The following is a 20,906-nucleotide window of genomic DNA, read 5'->3' as shown; positions in this document are numbered from 1 at the left end:
CGCTCCACACCCTGTCCGTTGAAAGTCCAACGGGGGCATATCCCGCTTCGAACCCCGTGCAGGATGCATCCCGATTCAGTCCTGAATTTACAAAAAGAGAAACTCAGCCGAGCAAGCAACAGGGCTTCACAAGGCGCGTGCAATCAATCCGGTTAACCGGTGCTTGTCTCTGAGCTACTCAAAAGCAGTTTTGCTGAAGGTTTATGAGACTATTTTAAGAGGAGATTTGTATCTGAAGTATTTGGTTAATCGATTCAATCGAGTGCAGTAGCGCTCAATAGACTAACGCTCGAAAAAATGCGATCGCTCGCTCGCATTGACAGCCCGCTAACGATAATAGAGCGAAACGAGCTTCTGACCCTTCCTTAAGGCCGCGATTCCATGACTTTGCGAACTTTATCGGACCTTTGATGTTTGCGATCGTGCTCGCAAGAAAAGTTTACGAAAGGCGCGCGCCTGCAGCTAATGTTGGTGCTACCCTTGAGCTAACCAGCAAGCATGAGTCTTGCATGTTCTTTTAAGGAGAAAGATATTGAGCTACTTTCAAGCAGCAAAGGCTCATTTTGTCGCCTGCCATCAGCATCCTATTAATATTCTGCTCCACCACATCGTCAACCTGCTTGTTATTGCCGGAATTGTTTTCCTCTTCTATGACTGGAGAGTCGCGTTATTGTGTGGTGTTCTCACTCAGGTGCTTGCTCTTGGCGGGCATGCGCTCTTCGAGAAAAACGAACCGGCCTTTAGGAGGTATCCGGGGATTGTTATCCTCGTTTCAATGTCTTGGTCCTTCGAGAATTTATTCGGTTTGCGCCAACTTTGGCAAGCTCGAACGCGACCTGTCAAGCAATCCTGATAGGAATTAGGTGCTTGGAGTCCGATGCATGGATTGCCATGCCAGCGGACTTTGATGGCATGGCATTTCAGAGTACCTAAACCGGTTTTATTTGAGTTAAAACCAGAAGGTTTGGCGAATCCCGTAACGGCTATAAGCTCGCTTGCGTTGTCGACGAACGCGTTCCAGGCTCGTTGCACCCAATGGTCGCGCTGTCGAGCATCGAGTATCTACTGAACTCAGATCAAATGGGTTTTCCTGCGCTTGTTCTTGCATTGTTGACTCATTACTCTTTTCTGCTTTTGAGGAGCTCCCATGTATCAAGATCTTCTTGTTATTGACGCTGATGCCCACAAGCTCGAAAATCCGCTGATTCTGCGCGACTATATTGCGCCCGAGTATCGCGATCGCGTCGGGCTCGTTGTCGATAGCCTCGGCGACCAGCGCGCCCAGATTCGCGATTGGAACCCCGCAACTGGCGCTTACGATTACATGCGAATGTTCCCACAACCGCAAGGATTGGGCAAAGGTGGCTTTCGCAATTTGCACCCGGAAACCACGCTAGGCGCGATGTTCAATAGGATTCGCATCGAGCACATGGATCGCGAAGGGATTGACGTTCATGTCATTTACGGAACGCTGAATCTGATTTTCTCTAGCATCCTCGATAAGGATTTAGGGATCGCCCTATGTCGTGCCTATAACGACTACATCACTGACGACTGCCGCCCGTACGGCGATCGCCTCAAGCCGGTCGGAGTTCTTCCGCTTCAGGATGTAGACGAAGCCGTCAAAGAAATGCACCGCTGTGTTGAAGAGTTGGGGACCATTAGCGTTGCCGTTGCGCCTAACCTGCCCGTGCCTCATCCGAGCGCGCCCGACGCCTTCCCAGAAATTCGCACCTGTAAAGCGATTTCGCATCCAGACTTCCGTCCGATCCTGCAGGCTGCTGTCGATCTCGACATCGCGCTCGCCATCCACGGCGGACCGGGTTCGTACATGATGGGCGGTATTTCCGACCATACGGAAACTTTTGTGCTCACGCATGTTTTCGTGCAGCGCAACCAACAGCAACACGCGCTCGCGCGCATGGTGTTTGATGGTGCCTTCGAGCAGTTTCCGACGCTGCGTGTTGGCTTCCTAGAAGGGGGCTGCGGCTGGATTCCCGACCTCGCCCATGCATTCCACGAACATTGGGAAAAGCGCATTCGCGACTTCGATCCTCAGCATCCGTATCGTCCGTCGCTGATGGAATTCACGAAGCTGATGATTCAGGAAAAAGGCGGGAAGGACCAAATTAACATCATCTCGAAAGCGCGCAACCTCTTCGATTTGATGTGGAGCGCGCAGCACGACCCGACCAAAATTGACGACGCCAGTCTCTTCGAGCACTCCGACTTGCGCCATCGCGATCCGATGGATTACTTCGAACGCGGACAAGTTTTTGCCTCGTTTGAATCCGACGATCCGGGTCCGTCGTACATGGCTTATGCCATGGGCGAGACGGGCAAGCGCATTCCGTGTTTCTCCGGCGACTACGGTCATTGGGATGGCGTGCTGACCGATTCAGTGAAAGATGCAGCAACTTGTGCCGATTACGATCGCGACCATCTGGCGCGATTGCTCGGTGGGAATGCTCTCTCACTCTATGGCGATCGCTTGCGGAAGTCGCTTCCGCAATCGGTCTTAGTCGGCACGCGATAGTATCCTGCAGCGATCGTGCGACTAAGGAACGGCCGCCGCATCAGCTTGTCTGGGCTCGTCAGTAGCGCGATCGCTGGCCAGGGGCACCACTATATAACCGCTCTTGATGTCGCCGAGCACCTGGGTCCGAGCCCTTCCCCACCACCACCAGTGGGCGGCAACGTAAGCGCAGATGACTGCATCCAGGCGATCTTCACTGGCTTTCAGAGCAGCTCCAGTCAGGTCGGCGAAGTCATCCGGCAACGCGACTGGCGAGCTGGCGAAGTCCAATGGTAGCTCGAGGACTGGCAGCACGTCGGCGATGTATCCGCGCAGGCGCGCGAGTTCGCGCTTGCGATCGCTGAGGCGGCCCCTCTTATATTTGCAAATGCGATCGAGCCGAAATAATTGCACGGTCGCCGCGTGGGGAAACACTTCAATTTGGAAGCGTTGTGGGCGGCGCGGCGCGATCGCGTCGGCATGGACGAAGCCTTGGGCTTCCAAACTCGTACCGAAGGCGATCGTGCGCGCGGCAAACGACCGGCCGAGATTCGCCGGGTAGCAACCGGCATGATAGCGGCTGAAGAACTTGTGCGCGAGGCGATCGGGCACGCGCATGCCTGTAGCGTTAGGAATAATTGTCGGCGCGTCGACGGCGATGCCTGCCGGCAAGTCGGGGGTGGTGTAGCGATCGCACCAGTCGAGGATGTCATCCAGGGCGCTCAAGCGCTCGAGAGCGAGTAGCTGCAGGCGATCGTTCTCCCAGCCCAGGCAGCACAACCCCGTCGGGCCGGTACTCCACCCTAAATCGACGCCCAAAAATCGCAAGCGATCGCCCTCGTTGCTATCGAGCTCTTGACCCGCTAAGACTTTACCGCCAAATACTTTGTTGTATCCAGGCTCTGCGCGAAGATAGGACACCTTTCACAATTTTCTGCTTCGCGTCGCCAGACATCCTCTTGCCACGCGTCCCGAAATAATCCCCCAAATGTCGACTGGGAGAAGCCGCGGTGCTTAACCGCATACAAGTCGTCAGTTCTCTGCTTCAGCCACACCGACAAAGCTGTGCCTGAAGCAGGTACCCAAAGAGCCTCAAGGGAAAAAAGTATCGGAAGGCGGCGATCGCTTCAGTCGAGAACGGGTCGGTCGAGTAGGCGCTCCGGTTCCAGTTGCCAGGCAGTCGCGCGCGCGCGCTCGTGGGGCTGCAACTGGAAGTTTAGGTCGAGGGCGTCATCCCTCAAGGCATCGGCATTGAGATCGACGTCATCGGCAGCAACCCAGCGCCCGCTCGGCGGTTCTGGAAGCGGCGAAGCAATCGCGTTGGGCAGCGAGGTCTCGGTTTCAACCCGCTGCGGCTCTAGGGCGATCGCTGGAATGCGCTCGAACAAATCGGTAATGGCTGCTACCGCGCGCCAGAATGCCGACACGTCCTCGGGAGGCGGGAAAACTGGCCGCGCTATGTTCCAGGGCAAGGCAGCTGCGATCGCGTTGGGTAAAGATAGGTCCGGGCTGACCAAGCGCGGGCGCAGGGCAGCACGGTGGTAGAGACGGTTAACCGATGCCTCGAGCTGCAACCGCAGGGAATTGATATCGGGAACTTGCAGCCAAGAGGTGCGAGCACTATCGAGTTTGATGGTTTGGCTAGCACCTGTCACGAGGTCGCTTGCAACCAGCAATCGCGGCTCGGGCAGCGCCAACGGATCGATGAAGATCCCCCGAGCGGCAGCCAGCAACTGTGCGCCCGGATCGACCGCCACCCAACGTCCGTCTTTGCGAATGCGCCACTCAAAATGCAGGTGCGGTCCGGTAGAATTCCCAGAGCTGCCCACGCGGCCGATTACTTGCCCTTGCTCGACCCATTCGCCTGGTCGCACGTAAGCCGAGCTGAGGTGCCCGTAACGCGACTCCTGAGCATTGTCGGCATGACGCAACGTTACCAGCAAACCGTATCCAGAGTTGACGGCAGCTGTCTCTACGCGACCGGAGTAGGCCGCAACCACGGGCGTACCGAAGGGCGCAGCCAAGTCCGCACCGGTATGGAAGTGGCGCACATGGAAAATCGGGTGAATGCGCCAGCCATAACTAGAGCTCAGCGACCCCGCTGTCAGCAGAGGAAACAGTAGTTCCGTATCCCCGTTGCCGGGCAATTGCAGTGCTTCGAGTTCGGCAGCAACATGGGGCGGCGGCGGCAAGTCCGACGGCAAGGCAATTGCTTCCGGTAAGGGTACGTTAGCAATTGCAGTGCCCGATGCAGCCGGCCCGAGGTCGGCGATCGATGGCAACGCCGGGGGCGGTGGCAATTCCGGGGAGAATCCCGATGCGCCCGCGCGGGTTGGGTCGCAGCTGAGGGTTACCTCTTCTCCCTGGACGACGGTTTCACAACCGGTGGTGCGATTGCGCAAGCGCACGGTCGGTGCAGAGGCAGTTGTAGTGCCGATGCTGTAGGGAACCGGATCGACAAGGCGGTTTTTGCCGTCCTCGGCAGCCGGGGCATCGGCTACGGTTGTTGCGGGTGGCTGCCTAAGCGTTTCGTATTGTGCGGGTAAGGAATGGCGCGGCGGTGCAATCGGCTCCAATGGTGGCAAACTGACGGCATTGGGAATCTGTACGGTTACTTCGACCGTTGCGGTCACCTCGGGGGCGTCGGCGGGTAGGGGCGGCGAGGCAATCGCGCTGTTCGAGTCCTCCTGCGTTGCATCTCGCTCGACTGCAACAGCGCCCTTTTGCTCAGCTGGAACCAATGGCGGCAGGTCCGGCAGCGATACTTCGTCGCTATTCGTCACGGGCAATGACTGCGCGATCGCCCAGCCAGACGTTCCGTGCAAGTCGCTTGCGGAGGTTCCGACCGTGGCGATCGCCGGTCTGATATCGGGCAGCAATGACTCGGGGGCTGGCGTCGAAACTACAACGGCAGTCTGGAACGCCTCGGTTGCACTCGAGGCTGGTGCTAGAGCAGATTGAGCGATCCCGACACTGTCGCTGAGGAGACCGAGACCGGCCCCGCCGAGCCAAATGAAGCTGCGCAAGAACCAACGGCGGGCCGGGACCGACGCGGACCAATGCAAAGGTTGCGAAGTCATAACTGCCTTGTCTGCAAAAGCTCTTGTAGGGATGGCGATTGACATACGAACGAACCCGAGCGACCGTCCGGCCGGTATTCTGCTGCCGACCACCAGACGCATGAGCGCGGAGGATTATAACCCGGCTAGCTGTGTTAATCGTAACCGAGACCGATTGTACCGGGCGATCGCCGTACTTCCTTTAGGCAATGACTCGTCCCATCACCATATTGGATGCGGAGTTCTCCCGTTGGCATTACGCCGACGACCTTGCCGATGCGACCGTCCACGACGGTCGAGCGACCGAGGCTGCTGCACAGTTGCGTATAGTCGGCAAGTGCGATTTCTAGTCCGACCTCACTGTAGCGGGCCCAACCTGCTAGCACGCCCGCGCCGGTCAGATGAGTTAGATCGTCGAGGGAGGCAACCGCCCGACTGCCGCAACCGGCAAGGTACGAGCTGAGATCGATCCCCGTGGCCGGCGTTGGGTTGCACCAGTTAACACCGACGCCGATAACTGCCACGGCGATCGTGTCGGTGCGAACGCGCGTTTCGCAAAGAATGCCGCCGAGTTTGCGCCCGTCGAGCACCAGGTCGTTCGGCCACTTGATCGTGGCGGGTATGCCGAGATCGCGCAATGCCGACGCGATCCCCCAAGCACTGCTTGCAGTCAGCATGAAGCGCTCGCGGAGGGGCAATTGCGGGGCAATCGCAACCGATAGATACAGCCCGCCGGGGTGCGAGTGCCAGGTCCGCCCGCGCTGTCCGCGTCCAGCAGTTTGAGCGGTGGCGACAACAGCCGCCGGGAGTGACTCTCCTGCATCCAGCAAAGCCCATAGCGTTCGATTGGTCGAAGCGACTGTTCCGTATCGATACAATCGAAGGCGCTCGTCGCCACCGAACAGCACCTCGACTGATGCCCCGGCAAAACCCTCGAGCGACGTTCCAGAAGTCGCTCTCAAGGGCTCCAATCGATCTGCATCCCCGACGCTGATATCCCGCACGCGCTCCTACCGCTTGCCACCGCTGTAGACTACCATGTCAGCAACCGCAGTCCTCCAGGCAACTTCAGGAGTTCCCGTGGTCCTTCCCACTGCCATTTCCACCCCCGCCGCTCTCGATATCCGCTGGTACTGGCGCGAGGTTGCAGATGTGCCATACCTGACCTGCAGTTTGCTGGACGGATTCGATCACGGGTTCTTCACCCATCACGCCGAAGGTCGCTCGCCTGCCTCTCTCGCAGCCCTGCTACATCCGGGGGTTCCGGCGTATCACACGCGTCAGGTTCACGGCAATAGCATTCTGACTCCTACAGAAATTGGGGTACGTCCGAACGAGTCAACTGGCGCTGATGCATTACCTGCTGCCGATGGCACGCTGAGCGATCGCCCACAGCAATCGATGTGGACGGCAAGTGCCGATTGTACGCCGGCACTCGTGACGGATATTAATTCCGGGCGCGCGGCTGCCGTGCACGCTGGATGGCGCGGAACGGCTCGACGCATCCTTCCGTGCGCGATCGCGCGCTTCCTTGCTGCAGGCAGCCGTCTCGATGACCTGCGGGTGGCCATGGGTCCGGCAATCGCGGGGGCAGTTTATCAGGTCGATACATCCGTTGCCGCCGAAGTTGGCGCGAGTCTCTTTCCAGAGTTATCTAGTGCGACGGCTGCCCTGCTAACCGTGCTGCGCGCGCTCCCAGACCCGCCCGTCTTACCGGACTCGCAGCCCAACAAAGCCCGCCTCGACGTACGGCGCATTAATGCCTTGCAGCTACTACAACTCGGGCTGCCGCCCGAGCGGATTGCCATTGCACCCCACTGTACTTACCAGGAACCGGAGCGCTTTTTCTCCTATCGGCGTACTCGCAAGAAAGCCGTACAATGGTCGGGCATTGTCAGCCGCTCGCCGGCATCTGCTTAAGCTGGCATCCAACTAAACTGGAATCCACCTCAAAGCCTGCCGACGCTTGCGCGCACCGACCTGCACGACTTTCCGCGTTTCTCTCCGGTTTCGCACTCGCATGACTGCCAAGGATCGCCCATCTGAAGGCCCGCCACCCGCTCCAAAATCCCCGCGCGGGGCACTCCGCGAAAACATTCAGACGCTCGCGATCGCTTTAGTGCTGGCGTTGTTAATCCGCACCTTTATTGCCGAGCCGCGCTTCATTCCATCCGAATCGATGTTGCCAACCTTGGAAGTTGGCGATCGCCTGGTGATCGAGAAAGTTTCTTACCGCTTCCGACCGCCGCGCCGGGGAGAGATCGTCGTGTTTACCCCCCCGCCACTCTTACAGCAACAGGGGTATGAAAGCGACCAAGCTTTTATCAAGCGCGTAGTTGCCATCGAGGGCGATCGCCTGCGCGTCCGCAACGGCAGGGTTTTCTTGGACGGTCGCCCGCTAGACGAATCTGCCTACATTGCCGAGCCTCCTGCTTATCCGCTCGGACCGGTTGTCGTGCCCCCGGAAAGCTTGTTTGTCATGGGCGATAACCGCAATAATAGCCGCGACTCCCATATTTGGGGATTCTTACCAGCAGACCATGCGCTCGGACGGGCGGTATTCCGTTTCTGGCCGCCAAGTCGAATCGGTCCGATTCGCGTGCGGCTGGGCTCCTAGGCAAATTGCCTGCTCGGATGGCAAGCAGGCAGGTGTGGATGCTGACAAGTTAGGAACCCCCGAGACCGAGGAGCGAGCAGTCTCAACCTTTGGAAAGGCTGTTCGTCTGCCACCAGCAATATCCTCAAGAAACTTTAAGGATTTCTTAGTGAATGAGCTTTTCTAGTGAATGAGCCCGAGAGTTGCGAACGGTTGCGACGACACGCAACCAGAACCGCCTCCGGTGATACCCTTTCTCCGAATTGCGCTTGAGTGGATACTCATGTCGGCGTTGCGAGCGGAAGCGATCGGAAAAGGGGGATCTCACTCCCCTGCCCCTCATCATCGCGGTCGAACTGCCCGACCCGAATCCGAGCTCATTTTTTGAAGGTTTTTTGAAGAGTTACAGACGATGAAATAGGGATCGTGGGTTCCCTCAGTCAAATAATAATGCTAGTATTCTGATGAATCCAATTCAGAATCGAGCAAAAACGTCATGATTTCCGCATGTTCGGTGGCGATCGACGATTTTACACGACATTCTGAGGACTTGAAGGTGGCAGGTTGTTGACCGATGTTTAAGTGGACCGAGTTTAAATCGACGATCGGAAACTCAACTCCTAGGAGGATTGCAGAACATGCTGAAATCTATTGCCGCTATTGCCGGCTCTGCGCTAGCTGTTAGCCTGAGCCTAGCGGGTGCCCCCGCTGTGGGCGAGCCGGTTATGAGCAACTCGATGTTGCTCGCAGCACGTTTCGACGGTGCTAATTTTGACGGCGGTCGTTGCACGATCGTAAAGGTCGAGAAGGCGTCGATACTGCCGGGTTACATGGTGGTGGTTGCGCGCAGCCACAACGAGACTTACGAACTTTTCTATACCGAAAGCCCCAGCGCTGTGATTCCAGGCGAGCGCTACTACTGCTCTTTTGAAGCAGTTTACAGCGACGAAACCGGCACGGACGTGGTGGCGATTACATATGAAGAGGCAAATGCCTTGTACCTCGCCAGCCGCGAAGCTCTCTACGCCGAGCTCTGGTCGACGAGCCCAACTGTTGAGACGTTTGAGCCTACCCCTACGGTCGTCGAACCGGCACCGGCTGCTGCTCCCGAACCCGTGCGCGCGCTCTGGTAATTGTTAATTTCGTCGCGATCGCTCGCTGCCCTGTGCTGTGAGCCAGAGGGGCAGCGCAGCAGGCGTTGCCCCTTTTAAGTGTTTTTTGTTCTCGCTTCGATGTCAGTTCGCGTGGCAATTTGTTAAGGCAATTTGTTGAGGGATTTTTGTATTGTTATTGGGAAAAATGCTGGCGCTCGCGACCCTAAATGCCTGACGGAATGTCTATGTCAATTGAGATAAGGTTGTATGGATAAGGCTATGAAAATCGATGCCATGCTGTGCAGATGCGGGTTGACCGGCGCGATCGCCTTCCTGGGAATGTCATTGCCTGCCTTTGCTGCAACACCGGGACCGATCGCGGACATTGAGGTAGCAACAGCAGCCGACTGGTTGCAGGACCTATCGCTGCCGGGTTTGCGCGAACCGGATGCATATCTCCCGGCGGTCACGCCGGCAGTGCACCTAGTGATTCGCCTGAGCGATCGTCGGGTGTATCTTTACCGCCACGAAGAATTGGAGGCGAGTTATCCAATCGCAATCGGCAAGGACGGCTGGGAAACACCGACCGGCGAATTTGAGGTGCGCCAGATGCTCGTCGATCCAGCATGGGAGCACCCCTGGACGGGCGAAGTCGTCCCACCAGGCGATGGCAATCCGCTCGGGCGGCGCTGGATCGGATTTTGGACGGACGGAACCGACTCCATTGGCTTCCACGGCACGCCGAATGAAAGCTTGATCGGACAACCTGTCTCCCACGGTTGCGTTCGCATGCGCAATGCCGACGTGGCGGCGTTATTCGAGCAAGTAGAGGTGGGAACGCCAGTCATTGTCAAGCCGTAGGCGATCGACACCAGCTTAGATCGTGCAGTCGTTGCGGGTGCTTGGCCGCAGTGTTTGCAGGGTTCTAGCGGGCGAATCGCGGCATAATATCGGCAGCGGTGTGCAGTCCATACCAGCCGCGTCGGTGCAGGGCGACGGCTGCTTTAAGGTAGCCAAATGCCGGTCCGCAGACGTTGGCTGCCATGCTAGTTTCGTCGCCGAGTGTGAAGGTGTGCGTCGAAATCTTGCCCTCGAACGTGCGTCCGGTCACTTGCACGTTTGTGCTAAGCGGCTTCTGCGGATTGCGCGTATCGACAATGCCGCCGACCGTCACGCGATCGCGCGGGCACACGCCAGCCAGCTCGAGCATAATGTCGTCAGCATGTTCCATATTTTCGAGTTTGATGACGCCATCGGTGGCATCGAGGAGTGCTTCGACCTCGGCATCGCTCATGGTGCGAGCGCGCTCGACGTTATAGCCGGGCATGTGGGCGATGTCTTCGCGGATCGTGGCGCGGTAGGCATCCCAGTTGGCAATGCCGACGCCGAAAGTAATGCACACGTTGTGGATTTCAGCGTAACTCTGGGCCGCGATCGCCGCAGCAGCCGTAAGCAAACCGGGCGTCGCGCCGCATCCAGTTAAGTAAGTGATGCCTGCGGCCTCCAGGTCGGCGCGCAACTCCAGCAACTGCTCGACCGCACTCGTGCGCTTGAGGGCATCCACCATGACGCCGCGCCAGCCTGAAGCGATAAAGCCCCGCGCCACGTCAGCCATAAAGGTATTGGGGAGATTCGGCAGGGCCAAGAAATATCCGTCAACGCGGGCGCGATCGCGCAAGGCGGCAATACTATCGGCTGCACTTGCGCCGACCTCCGGCACCGAACCTAGAGAACCGCGCTCGCGCGTCGCCGCAATACAAACGTCGGTATCGAGTCCCTTGGGATCGTATGCATATCCCGCTCGATCGGCAGCAGCAACCCATCGCAGCTCCTGCTTTTGATTCAACAGCCGCGCGGCTGCCTGCCCCAAACCGCCAAATCCGAGAATCCCTATCGCGATCGCGTCCATGTTCAGAACATCCACCATTGCAAACAAGCAGGTTTCATTATCCGGTATCGCTGCAGCTTCCGTTGCCGGTTCTATGCGCCACACCCAACCGGCAACGAATCTCTATTGTCTCAGTTTGTTAAGCGCTCCGCGTTTCTAGCCGGTCCGTGCTTGACGGGCAGCGTGAAGTTACGCGAAACTTAATCAAAAATCGAGCAGAGTCTCGATTCTTCACAAACGAATATTGCGGCGATCGCGCGGTCGTGGGCGTCGCGGGAGTAAAAATGGCGATAGAAACGCTGGAATTTACGATTTATCCCGACGGCCGAGTGCGGGAAAAAGTGACAGGTATCGTAGGCGCGTCCTGTTCTGAAGTGACCGCTGCGATTGAAGCTCAGCTCGGTCGCGTCGTCGCTCAGGAGCAAACAAGCGATTATTATACCCGGGCCGAACAGCCGGCAAGCCCCAGCGTTAGCGCCCAGGCGCGGACGTGGTGAACTTGCTCGCGTTTTAGTATCGTTTGTTGTACTGGGTTTGCGTAAAGTTTACGCGCATTTAGTTTTCACCAAGGTAGTCAGGGCACGTCATGTCTCACTTCAGCCAAATCAAAACTCAGATTCGCAACCTGTCGGCATTGCAAACGGCGCTAACCGATCTTGGCATTGAATGGAAAGCCGGTCCGCAACAAGTGCGCGGTTACCAGGGACAAACCCAGGTAGCGGATCTCGCCATCGCGCAGGCAAACCAGTTTGACATTGGTTTTCGCTGGAATGGACAGGAGTACGAGCTGGTTGCTGACCTGCAGTATTGGCAGCAGCCCTGGTCGATTAACGGTTTCCTCAACCGCGTAACGCAGCGCTACGCCCTGCAGACGGTGCTGAACGAGACTAGCAAGCAGGGATTCCAAGTTGCCGAGCAGCAGCAATGCGAAGACGGTTCGGTCCGCCTAGTCGTCCAGCGTTGGGGTGCTTAAATGGCTGATGGTGCCTCGGAGACACCCACCGACTTAGTATTTGCATTGCAAACCAACTCGACGGAGGAACGCACGGGATTAGAGCCCGAACTAGGCGGCATTTTCCGCGATCTGCACGAGCGTTCGGGGTTTGAGCCGGAGCTTGGCGGCGAGCACCGTCAGAAGGGCGTCTATGTAGACGAGCTCACGTGTATTGGCTGTCGGCACTGCGCCCATACAGCTCCAAATACGTTTTACATTCAGCCCGACTACGGGCGGGCCCGAGCCATTCGGCAGGACGGCGACCCGGATGCATTGGTGCAAGAGGCGATCGATACCTGCCCGGTTGACTGCATCCACTGGGTGGATTACACCGAACTGGGCTATCTGGAAGCCGAGCGCGAGCACCAGGTCTTACGTACGGTCGGTTTTCCAGCCAATTCCGGTACCCTGGCACACAGGCAACAGGAGTGGGGCCGCAAACAGCAACGCAAACGACGCCGCCGTATGGAGGCAACCTAATCCACGATCTCAATTTTTTCTAATCTGCAGGCATTCTCTGCCGGTTTGGTTTGGTGCGAACTCAGCACGGAAAAATATTGCACTTCCGCTCAATTCAATGGTGTTTTCTCTACACAAGGCAGTTTGACAGCTAGCCTGCCGATCGCAATTAACGAACGATCCTAGTGAAAACACGTAGCCACCCGGACAGGGTAAATCTCGGGCCGATATGGGGAGCGATCGCAGGGGGCTCGAGAGCGGCGGCTGCTCCAAAGCTGGATGAAGGCTTTCGCAGTAGACACCGCGCGTAAAGCGATCTGATGACGGCACGGGGCTCAATCGAATGGGTATTGAGAAGACGCCGGTATCCGTCGGATTGTCTGGCTGCCATTGCTCGAGCCGCTTGCGATCGCCAGCCGTCATCGTTCCGCCCCACAGCACGGCGACGTAGCCAAACTCGTCCCCCTGGCGGGGAATCACCGCTCCCTGGATGCCGTTGGCGATCGCTTGCACCTCATAATCCTGCACCTCAAAATAATGAGCGTGCAAGGGTATTCGCTTTAATAAATAGGGTAGGAACGTCCCGTTTATCAGAAAATTGTTGTTTTGCAAGCTAACGAAGCTGAAGAAGGTTTCGGGGCGCGCTTCGGGCTGGTATGCCTAAAAGCGTCGCTAAGGGCAGTCGCCGCACGTCTCGAACCAGATCGATGGTTTTGGGTTTATAGGGCAGGGCACCTTTATAATCCAACCTGAAGGGTGCGAAAATCCATCTTCCAGCACAGGAACATGCACTGCACGCGCAAATCCGTGCCCCAGCTCAACAATCTCAACCACCTGCAAAGCGTATTTTAATAAGGGAAAGCGTATTTTTATTAAGGGAAATTGTTAGAGGGCAGATCGAACACCAGTTGAAAATGCCCCACATCCAAGTCAGGGAGGATCGCGTCAGGGAAGAGATCGCAACGACTGAATTTTTTAAAGAGCTCGTTTATACACTACATCTCCTAGTCACGGGTGGGGCAGACCACGAACGCAGCTATTTGTTCGTCGAAAGACGGTTGAACTATTATTTCCTCTTCAGAGAGCGTCAGCGTACATGGAGAAAAAGAACCAACCATTCCTGCGAGACCTGTGGTACTACGCTCTACCGAGCCACCAATTAAGATCGGGCAAAACTCTAGCTAAAACCCTCCTCAACGAACCTATTCTCTTCGGACGCGATCGCGCGGGCAAGGCTTTTGCCCTCCGCGATATCTGTCCTCATCGCGCCGTTCCTCTCAGTAAAGGTCGCTTCACCGGTCTGGAAATCGAATGTTGCTATCACGGCTGGCGCTTCGATCCGCAAGGACGATGCACGGCAATTCCAGCACTCCTTGAGGACCAGGACACTGACTTGCAGCGCTTCCGAGTTCGCGCGTATCCGGTTAGAGAAACTCAGGGCAATATCTGGATTTACATGCCATCTTCCGCTAAGGGCGAGGCAATCCCAGAGATGCCAGCGCCTCAAGTCCCACACTTTGGCGATCGCTCATTTCAAGCTTTAGCCGTCATGCGGTTTCCCTGTGCGGTGGATCATGCTGTTGTCGGTCTCATGGACCCCGCACACGTTCCGTTCGTACACCGATCATGGTGGTGGCGTGCGGACCCGACCTTGGCTGATGAAGTAAAGACGTTCGATCCTAGACCTCGCGGTTTTACGATGCGCCGCCATCGCTTGCAACGCAACAATCTCGTCTACCAAATCGCCGGTCGAGAACCAGAAGTAGAGATCGATTTCCAGCTTCCGGGGATTCGTGTCGAGCAAGTCATTACGCAGCAAAACCATATTTGCAACCTAACAACGATTACCCCGATCTCGGAGGAGGAAACAGAAGTAACGACCCTGTTTTACACCACAATTCCTTGGTTCGGTCTGCTCAAACCAATCTTGTTGCCGCTGACGCGTGCGTTCCTCCAACAAGATCGTCAGATGTTGATCGATCAGCAAACCAGGCTCAAGTTCGATCCGGCTTTACTGTTAGTTAAAGATGCCGATACCCAAGCCCGTTGGTACTTCCAGATTAAAGCCGAACACAATCGCGCGATCGCCGAACAGCGTCCCTTCGTAAACCCAGTGAAAACGCAAGTGCTCAAGTGGCGGAGTTGACTGACAAGGGGCACAAAGTGGGAAAACAGTTGATGAGGGGGTGTTTTGCTTTGAAACCCTCACTGTTGTGGATCGGACCGGCGGAACTTATGTTGTCAATCGCCTTGTGTTGCTAACTGCATGGTCTTCCCCCCGACCCAATCTGAAGCGACCCATTTTCTATCGGGGGGAGCTCGCTTGTGCCGTCCCCACAATAAACCTGCACCGATCGGTCTCGAGGCTGGCGCTGGATGAGTCCCGCTCTAGATTTGGTGTGTAAAGACGGGTTTGACGTAATCTGGAAACAAGACTCCGCTGGCGTTTCTCGATCTCGATCTGAGTGAAGCGTCCGCTTCGGTAGACGAGTTTTGCAGGCAGGGCCCTCGTGCCGGTACTGAATTGTCGTTAATGTCAGCTGAACCCAGCTCGGGCTCTATCCGGCAACATGCAGTTGGAGTCCTTGAAGTCACAGCACCTTCTCAAACACCCATGGCGATCGATCTTGAAGCGCTTCCCGCCGCACGTGGCATTTACCGGATTTATCGCGGGCGGGTGAGCTATATCGGGTTGAGCGATAATATCCGCCAGCGCCTTCGCCAACATCTCAACAACTCCGCGTGCCGATCGAGCATCATTATCGACATCGGTCGCGCCAAGGTTTCCGTGCTGGAGTTGCTACCCAAATCTAGCGATCGCCAACTGGCTCTGCGCGAGTGGTATTGGTTTGAGCGTTTCCGACAGAGGGGGCATATCTTGGTGAACGATCCCAAAACCTTGGGGCGTACGCCGAGCGGTCAGTATTACCCGCGTAACGAATCGAAGCGCGTCTCCAAGCGTGGAGCTGGCATGAGCGCTCCCGCAACTGAAAGAACTTGGCCTTGGAGTCTGGGCTACGTCGGGGTTGCCATTGCGTGTTTTTCTGCTGGTTTCTTGGGTGTCAAGCGCATAAAGCAAACCTTGCCTTCCATAGCAGACGTTCCAGAAACTCCGGCAGTAGTAGTACTCGACGAAGGCGATCGCGCCGAAACCGCGCGCTTTATTTGCAACAAGTTGCTCCGACGCGGCAGTCGTGGGGAGTCTGTAGCAACCTTGCAAAACCGACTGCAAACCTTGGGTTACCTCAAAGATCGACCCGACGGTATCTACGGTTTGGGGACACAGGAGGCAGTCGAGGCGTTTCAAAGCGACCGCGGCTTGGTTGCCGATGGTGTTGCCGGCTGCCGCACCCAGTCAGCGCTGCATGATTCCAGTACTACGCTCTATTACGACACACCGACCGCAGTTACAAGCGATGGGGGGTGAATTTTGGTAATTGGGATTAGCTAATGTATGCCGATGGAGCGAGCAAGGAGCGATTGGCGAAATCTTGAGTCGGTGTTTTAGCCGCGATTGACGCTAGCAAAGAACAGAAACATAAGAAAACATATTCAGTATTGCTTGCGCCCTGCTGGATGGGTGCGGTTGAAGGAGATTGTTGATTGAACTGGGCAAACGGTGTATCAGCTGAAGTAAGGTTTGCTACCCGACCACCGAAACGAGCAACTCAAACGACAATCCATCATTCGTGATGGCTTTGCGTAAGTCCTGCTCTCTATAAGCTCTTCCATAGAAAAGACCGCCCTGTTTGCGTTCCCGAACTAACGCGATCGCCACCGCTACAACCAACCGAGCAACCGGTAGATAATTGCCCCTAAGTATTCTTTCATCGCCCCTGTGGTTGCAGCCAGGTATGTTGCATCGGGTAGCGTTGCCAGCAATGCTTCGCGAAGACTTGCCGGTGGCAACGGCGATCGATCGACGTTGAAGTCCGTCGGCGCGGGAATGACATCGATGCCCTGCTTGCGAAATGTGCCGACGGCGCGCGGCATATGTGCGGCAGAGGTCACCAGCAGCACGCGCTCGATGTTACGAGCTTCGAGTATACGACCCGTATAAACAGCATTGTCGTGGGTATTAAGGGATTCGGGCTCCTCGATGACAGCACTCGTGGGCACGCCCAACGCACTCAATAAAGCCACAATATCGTGCGACTCCGGAATCGAATTGCCACGCCATGCAATCCTGCCGCCAGAGACGACGATCGTTGGAGCTCTGCCCGCTCGATAAAGCTGCGCGCCGTACAAGATGCGATCGCTGCGATCGGTCAGATCGTAACTAGTCCCTGGCACGGGACTCCCCTTGAGCGCGCCGCCCAGCACCACGATCGCGTCGACAATGGGGGGTTCGAGCAGCGGCTCGTATTGCCATTCCAGGGAACGCACCAACGCCGTGCTAACCCATGTATTGCCGCCCAGCAATAACACCACCAGTGCCAGCGCAACCGGTACCGGCAGCCAACGCGACTTGAACCACGCAAGCAGCAGGGTGGTTCCCAAGAGCACGCAGGCCAGACCCACCGGATACACGAATAGCGGCAACAGCTTTGATAGAAACAAAAACATCGCAGCGATCGCGTACTTCTTGAGATAACACCAAGGGCGACCTCATCATACCCTTGCAGCGATTGCTTGCAGCGGCTGCCCTAGAGGAGATTTCTGGGTGGTATGTTAAGTAATGTTAAGGTCGTGCGATCTCCACCCAGCTCGACTGCTGCTGCCCCCCCCCCCCATCCCCGAGACGATGACTGGCACCACCGCTATTCCTGAAGTTCAACGCGAGATTGGCGCGCTCCTTGCTACCTACGGACAGCCAGACGATCGGGCCGCTTGGCTGCAAGTTGCCAACACCCTATTACCATTTGCAGTATTTTGGCTGCTCGCCATCGCCAGCTTGCGCTTGACGTTCCCACTGGCATACGGGCTAACTCTGCTCTATACGATTGCTGCATCGGGTTGTTTGTTACGCGTTTTCGGCATCCAGCACGACTGCGGACACAACTCATTTTTTCGCTCGAAGATCGCGAACGAAACGCTGGGTTTGGTTTGTAGCGTCCTGACGATCACGCCCTATCACTACTGGAAGCGATCTCACGCCTACCACCACGCCCATGTCAGCAACCTCGACTATCGAGAGATGGGGTACATCACGATTAAAACAGTTGCCGAATACGAGCGCATGACCACGGGCGCGCGATGGCGCTATCGGCTATACCAAAACCCCTTTATCATGTTCGGGCTCGGCTCCACAATAAAGTTTCTCGTGCTCCAACGTCTGACCTACCACATCCCGCGCGATTGGTTGAAAGAGCGCCGAAACGTCCGCAACACTAACCTCGCGATTGCGTTGCTGTGGGCGATGATGATAGCGATCGTGGGCGTTCAAAGTTTCCTACTCGTGCAGTTGCCAATTGTTGTTTTCACGTCAGCGGCGGGCGTCTGGATCTTTTATATCCAGCACGTATATGAAGACACGTCTCTGCAGCCATCGGAACGTTGGGATTATGCAACGGCGTGCCTGGAAAGCTGCTCGTACTATGCGCTCCCGCAGGTGTTAGAGTGGTGCGCGCTCTACAACAACATCCACCACATTCATCACGCCTGCAGCCGCGTGCCCAATTATCGGATCGCGAAATGCTTTGCTGCGCATGCCGAGCTGCGCAACGTCCGTCACATTTCCCTGCGAGAGAGCTTCGCAAGCTGCGCCCATCTCGGATTGTGGGATGCAGAAAGCCAGCGTCTCGTGCGCGTTGCCGAGGTCGAACTCCGACTGCGCGATCGCGAAAACAAATAGGAGAACTCTTCAAAGCACTGCGGGCAACGGGTTCTCCTAGCTTTGGGTAAACAAATGCCAATTGCTCGCTCAACCGGACTGAGGCAGGTGCGGAGGCAAGCGCTATCGGGTGGAGCCGTCAGGTGCAATTGCTTGTACGGTACTGCCGTAGAAGTCGACGCGATACTCGGAAATTTTTACGCCGGTTTGTGCTTCGACTTGGCGGATTAGCTCGGCGGGTAACTCGACGTTGACGTCATAAATCTGACCGGTGGTCGTGCAGTTGACGTGGCTGTGAGCATCGCTGACGTGTCCGTAGAGGCGACCGTCACAACGCTCGACGCATTCGATAATGCCGTGACTAGACAGTGCTTCGAGATTTTGGTAAACCGACGTGTGTCCGATATCTTGACCCTGCTGGTTGAGGCGATCGTAAATACTGCGGGCCGATAAGTGCTCCTCAGTTTGCCACAATAGCTCCAAGATCGACCGCCGCTGGCGGCTCAGACGCATTCCCAACTCCCGACAGCGGTCGATCGCGGCTTCAAAAGTGCGAATCGGCTGGCGGCCGAGCTCCGGAACGGTTTTACTTTGGGAGGATGGGCGGGCGTTATCCATATCGGGATGTTGAAATGTCGCTGGCGTTTGCCACCGGTTCGCAACCTGGGTTAAGGATGGTTGATAGTCATAGTCATTACCACTTTAGCCTAATCAATTGTTTTCCAACCACTGCCCTAGCTTTCAAGGTAACGGCAGTCAATCGGTAAAAAGATCGATTTGGAAGAGATGCAACCGGTTGCTGAATTATGTCTTGTGTAGACGGTTTCCGCGCGCAGTCTAATGCACAGTCTGATGCGGCGACTAAATCGATCGCACTTGCTTGAACCGAGGCTTGCCATTAAGTTGTCGATCGCCGCCGAGAAAAAGCAGCCAGATAGAAACGACGAGTGCGTGAATCAGCACTGGCGGCCAGAGCGAATGGGTTTCGAGAAAAGTAACCGTGCTTGCGCTCCCGAGCACCGCCACGGATACGAGGAAGACGGGCTGCCGGAACGTCGCGCCGTAATTTGAATCCGGGTTGCGACTCAATCGATCGATGAGAGCTCCAACTAGCGGATGGGAAAAGACATAAATTGCCAGGCTGCCAAGGCATTGGGCGAACAGTTGCGCGGCAGTCGGTGCGGCGATCGCGCCGTTAGCGAGTTCGGCAGCACTGGGAAGCAACAGCCCGCGCATCAGGCATTCCTCAGCAAAGGACGGTACGAAGAAAACGCGGATCGGCGTCCAGAGAAAAAACCCAATGCTGGAAAGCCCGCGGCCTCTAGGAATGGCAAGTTCGACAGTCAGCCATCCCGAGCGAAACCCGAGCCACAGCCAGACGCCCGCGGCGGGCAACCAAACGAAAAGGACCAGCCCGCGCCACGCCGAGCTCGGTGGAGGGGTAATGACCCCTAGTAGAAGACGGCGGTAGTAAAATTCCAACCAGTTGGGAAGGGGTTCGGTGGCGACTTCAACCTTGCTGTTACTTGCCGCAGCGAGGTCGGAAAGCGTGACGAAGCGGTAATTATCCTCAAATTGTGCGAGTACCTGCTTCAGCACTGCTAGCGTTTGAGCGCCGCGCTTGCCTCCGTCATGAAGGACGAGAATCGCGCCCGAGCGATCGCCCCACCCCAGTTGCCAGGTTGCGAACGCCGGAAACCAGCGGCGTTGGGACAGTAAACCGAAGGTGTCGTAAGGCCAAACGGAGGCAAGGGCGAGCTCGTAGCCGCGATCGCGGGCAATTTCAGCCATGACCCGATCGCAGAAGCCGCCGCCCGGGCGCAGCCAGCGAGGGTGGCTTAAATTGGCTAGACCAACTTCGAACCGTTCGACTTCGGCAGCAAATGCCGCCGATCCAAGGGCGATGCTGCGGTTGTCGGTAGCAAGGTGGTTGCCGATCTCATGCTCGGTCGCCATGCGCTTGAGGAGCGGGCGGTTGGCAGGGGTGATGTTATCGGCAATTACGAAAAACGTCGCGCGGACGTGCTCGGCAGCGAGCAAGTCCAAAATCGCTGTAGTGATTGCTGGATCGGCGTTAGGCGTGTCGTCAATGGTCAGGGCGATCGCGGGGGTATCGGTCTCGAAGGCGTAGATCGCGCTCGGGCAAATGAACGGAGCGAGCGGGCGCACCGCCCAGTGCGGTTGAGTTACTAGGATTGCGACGATCGCTATGCAGACAGCTCCAAGCGCGAGGATGCGCTTGCTCCACGGGGGAATGCGCGTGCGTATACCCTGTTGCCTAGCCGATCGCATCACGCTACCTTCCTTGCCGGATCGATATCGGTTTACAGTCCATCTGCCCGCAGCCACCTGCGTGGAGCATAGGCGAGCCAACGCCTCGCGCAGAGAAGCTTAAGGGAGATTTTGGTTTCCGGATGGGGTGTAGAGATCTTCCCGGTGCGATCGCCGCATACTGGAAGCGAACTGACGCCCTCTGCCGAGCCGTCGTTCGGGTCGGGGACACTCCGGATGGTAACCCGAGTGCGGTG

General features: G+C 56.8%; 20 protein-coding genes. 12 read left to right on the top strand and 8 right to left on the bottom strand.

Annotated features, from left to right (window positions below):
- The first annotated feature begins 532 nt into the window (after positions 1-532).
- Together KR51_RS12350 and KR51_RS12345 are read left to right on the top strand one after the other, a co-directional pair.
- Positions 533-853, top strand: a complete 321-nt coding sequence (locus KR51_RS12350) for an Mpo1-like protein (RefSeq protein WP_022608227.1) — start codon at positions 533-535, stop codon at positions 851-853.
- Between the two features lie 294 nt (positions 854-1,147).
- Positions 1,148-2,536 carry an amidohydrolase family protein gene (locus KR51_RS12345; RefSeq protein WP_022608225.1) on the top strand — a complete coding sequence of 463 codons (1,389 nt, stop codon included), beginning with the start codon at positions 1,148-1,150 and terminating at the stop codon, positions 2,534-2,536.
- A 21-nt stretch (positions 2,537-2,557) separates the two neighbouring features.
- On the opposite strand, the gene KR51_RS12340 is transcribed toward KR51_RS12345, so the two are convergent.
- The 3 genes from KR51_RS12340 to KR51_RS12330 all read right to left on the bottom strand — a co-directional run bounded on the left by KR51_RS12340 (position 2,558) and on the right by KR51_RS12330 (position 6,536).
- The gene (locus KR51_RS12340) at positions 2,558-3,436 is read right to left on the bottom strand and encodes a DUF429 domain-containing protein (protein WP_232214607.1); all 879 of its coding nucleotides are present in this window, start codon (positions 3,434-3,436) and stop codon (positions 2,558-2,560) included.
- Positions 3,437-3,642: 206 nt separating this feature from the next.
- Positions 3,643-5,595 (bottom strand): M23 family metallopeptidase, encoded by a 1,953-nt coding sequence (locus KR51_RS17625; RefSeq protein ID WP_051358191.1) that lies wholly within the window; start codon positions 5,593-5,595, stop codon positions 3,643-3,645.
- 134 nt (positions 5,596-5,729) lie between these two features.
- A complete protein-coding gene (locus tag KR51_RS12330; RefSeq protein WP_198016772.1) occupies positions 5,730-6,536 on the bottom strand; it encodes a biotin--[acetyl-CoA-carboxylase] ligase in 807 nt (268 codons plus the stop codon).
- Between the two features lie 118 nt (positions 6,537-6,654).
- On the opposite strand from KR51_RS12330, the gene pgeF reads away from it, so the two are divergent.
- The 4 genes from pgeF (at position 6,655) to KR51_RS12310 (ending at position 10,125) form a co-directional block, all read left to right on the top strand.
- Positions 6,655-7,494: a peptidoglycan editing factor PgeF gene (pgeF, locus tag KR51_RS12325; protein WP_022608217.1), complete on the top strand. Its 840-nt coding sequence runs from the start codon at positions 6,655-6,657 to the stop codon at positions 7,492-7,494.
- A 100-nt stretch (positions 7,495-7,594) separates the two neighbouring features.
- Entirely contained in the window at positions 7,595-8,191 is a 597-nt protein-coding gene (lepB, locus tag KR51_RS12320) for a signal peptidase I (protein WP_022608216.1), read from the top strand.
- Between the two features lie 617 nt (positions 8,192-8,808).
- Positions 8,809-9,303, top strand: coding sequence for a hypothetical protein (locus KR51_RS12315; protein ID WP_022608214.1), 495 nt, complete (start codon positions 8,809-8,811; stop codon positions 9,301-9,303).
- A gap of 255 nt (positions 9,304-9,558) precedes the next feature.
- A complete protein-coding gene (locus tag KR51_RS12310) occupies positions 9,559-10,125 on the top strand; it encodes a L,D-transpeptidase (RefSeq protein WP_051358200.1) in 567 nt (188 codons plus the stop codon).
- A 64-nt stretch (positions 10,126-10,189) separates the two neighbouring features.
- On the opposite strand, the gene bioU is transcribed toward KR51_RS12310, so the two are convergent.
- On the bottom strand, positions 10,190-11,191 hold the full coding sequence (gene bioU, locus KR51_RS12305; RefSeq protein ID WP_022608210.1) for a (S)-8-amino-7-oxononanoate synthase BioU: 1,002 nt from the start codon (positions 11,189-11,191) through the stop codon (positions 10,190-10,192).
- Positions 11,192-11,436: 245 nt separating this feature from the next.
- Between bioU and KR51_RS12300 the strand changes: the two genes are divergently transcribed.
- The 3 genes from KR51_RS12300 to KR51_RS12290 all read left to right on the top strand — a co-directional run bounded on the left by KR51_RS12300 (position 11,437) and on the right by KR51_RS12290 (position 12,626).
- Complete coding sequence (locus tag KR51_RS12300) at positions 11,437-11,649, top strand: DUF2997 domain-containing protein (protein ID WP_022608208.1); 213 nt, start codon at positions 11,437-11,439, stop codon at positions 11,647-11,649.
- A gap of 89 nt (positions 11,650-11,738) precedes the next feature.
- Complete coding sequence (locus KR51_RS12295; RefSeq protein WP_022608206.1) at positions 11,739-12,125, top strand: DUF1257 domain-containing protein; 387 nt, start codon at positions 11,739-11,741, stop codon at positions 12,123-12,125.
- Complete coding sequence (locus tag KR51_RS12290; protein WP_022608204.1) at positions 12,126-12,626, top strand: ferredoxin; 501 nt, start codon at positions 12,126-12,128, stop codon at positions 12,624-12,626.
- 9 nt (positions 12,627-12,635) lie between these two features.
- Here KR51_RS12290 and KR51_RS12285 read toward each other — a convergent pair whose 3' ends face one another.
- Entirely contained in the window at positions 12,636-13,154 is a 519-nt protein-coding gene (locus KR51_RS12285; RefSeq protein ID WP_156915103.1) for a hypothetical protein, read from the bottom strand.
- A 547-nt stretch (positions 13,155-13,701) separates the two neighbouring features.
- On the opposite strand from KR51_RS12285, the gene KR51_RS12280 reads away from it, so the two are divergent.
- Positions 13,702-14,751, top strand: coding sequence for an aromatic ring-hydroxylating oxygenase subunit alpha (locus KR51_RS12280; protein ID WP_022608202.1), 1,050 nt, complete (start codon positions 13,702-13,704; stop codon positions 14,749-14,751).
- Positions 14,752-15,219: 468 nt separating this feature from the next.
- Positions 15,220-16,032 carry a peptidoglycan-binding protein gene (locus tag KR51_RS12275; protein ID WP_022608200.1) on the top strand — a complete coding sequence of 271 codons (813 nt, stop codon included), beginning with the start codon at positions 15,220-15,222 and terminating at the stop codon, positions 16,030-16,032.
- Positions 16,033-16,385: 353 nt separating this feature from the next.
- Here the strand turns inward: KR51_RS12275 and KR51_RS12270 are convergent, their stop codons facing one another.
- Positions 16,386-17,171 (bottom strand): YdcF family protein, encoded by a 786-nt coding sequence (locus KR51_RS12270; RefSeq protein ID WP_022608198.1) that lies wholly within the window; start codon positions 17,169-17,171, stop codon positions 16,386-16,388.
- A gap of 178 nt (positions 17,172-17,349) precedes the next feature.
- Here KR51_RS12270 and KR51_RS12265 point away from each other — a divergent pair, with 178 nt between their 5' ends.
- Positions 17,350-18,399, top strand: a complete 1,050-nt coding sequence (locus tag KR51_RS12265) for a fatty acid desaturase family protein (RefSeq protein ID WP_051358190.1) — start codon at positions 17,350-17,352, stop codon at positions 18,397-18,399.
- A 102-nt stretch (positions 18,400-18,501) separates the two neighbouring features.
- On the opposite strand, the gene KR51_RS12260 is transcribed toward KR51_RS12265, so the two are convergent.
- The gene (locus KR51_RS12260; protein WP_022608194.1) at positions 18,502-18,996 is read right to left on the bottom strand and encodes a Fur family transcriptional regulator; all 495 of its coding nucleotides are present in this window, start codon (positions 18,994-18,996) and stop codon (positions 18,502-18,504) included.
- Between the two features lie 243 nt (positions 18,997-19,239).
- Complete coding sequence (locus tag KR51_RS17620; protein ID WP_022608192.1) at positions 19,240-20,670, bottom strand: polysaccharide deacetylase family protein; 1,431 nt, start codon at positions 20,668-20,670, stop codon at positions 19,240-19,242.
- Between the last annotated feature and the right edge of the window lie 236 nt (positions 20,671-20,906).

Origin of the sequence: Rubidibacter lacunae KORDI 51-2, from assembly GCF_000473895.1 — a bacterium.
Classification (GTDB): domain Bacteria; phylum Cyanobacteriota; class Cyanobacteriia; order Cyanobacteriales; family Rubidibacteraceae; genus Rubidibacter; species Rubidibacter lacunae.
This window is presented reverse-complemented; position numbering and strand designations above follow the sequence as displayed.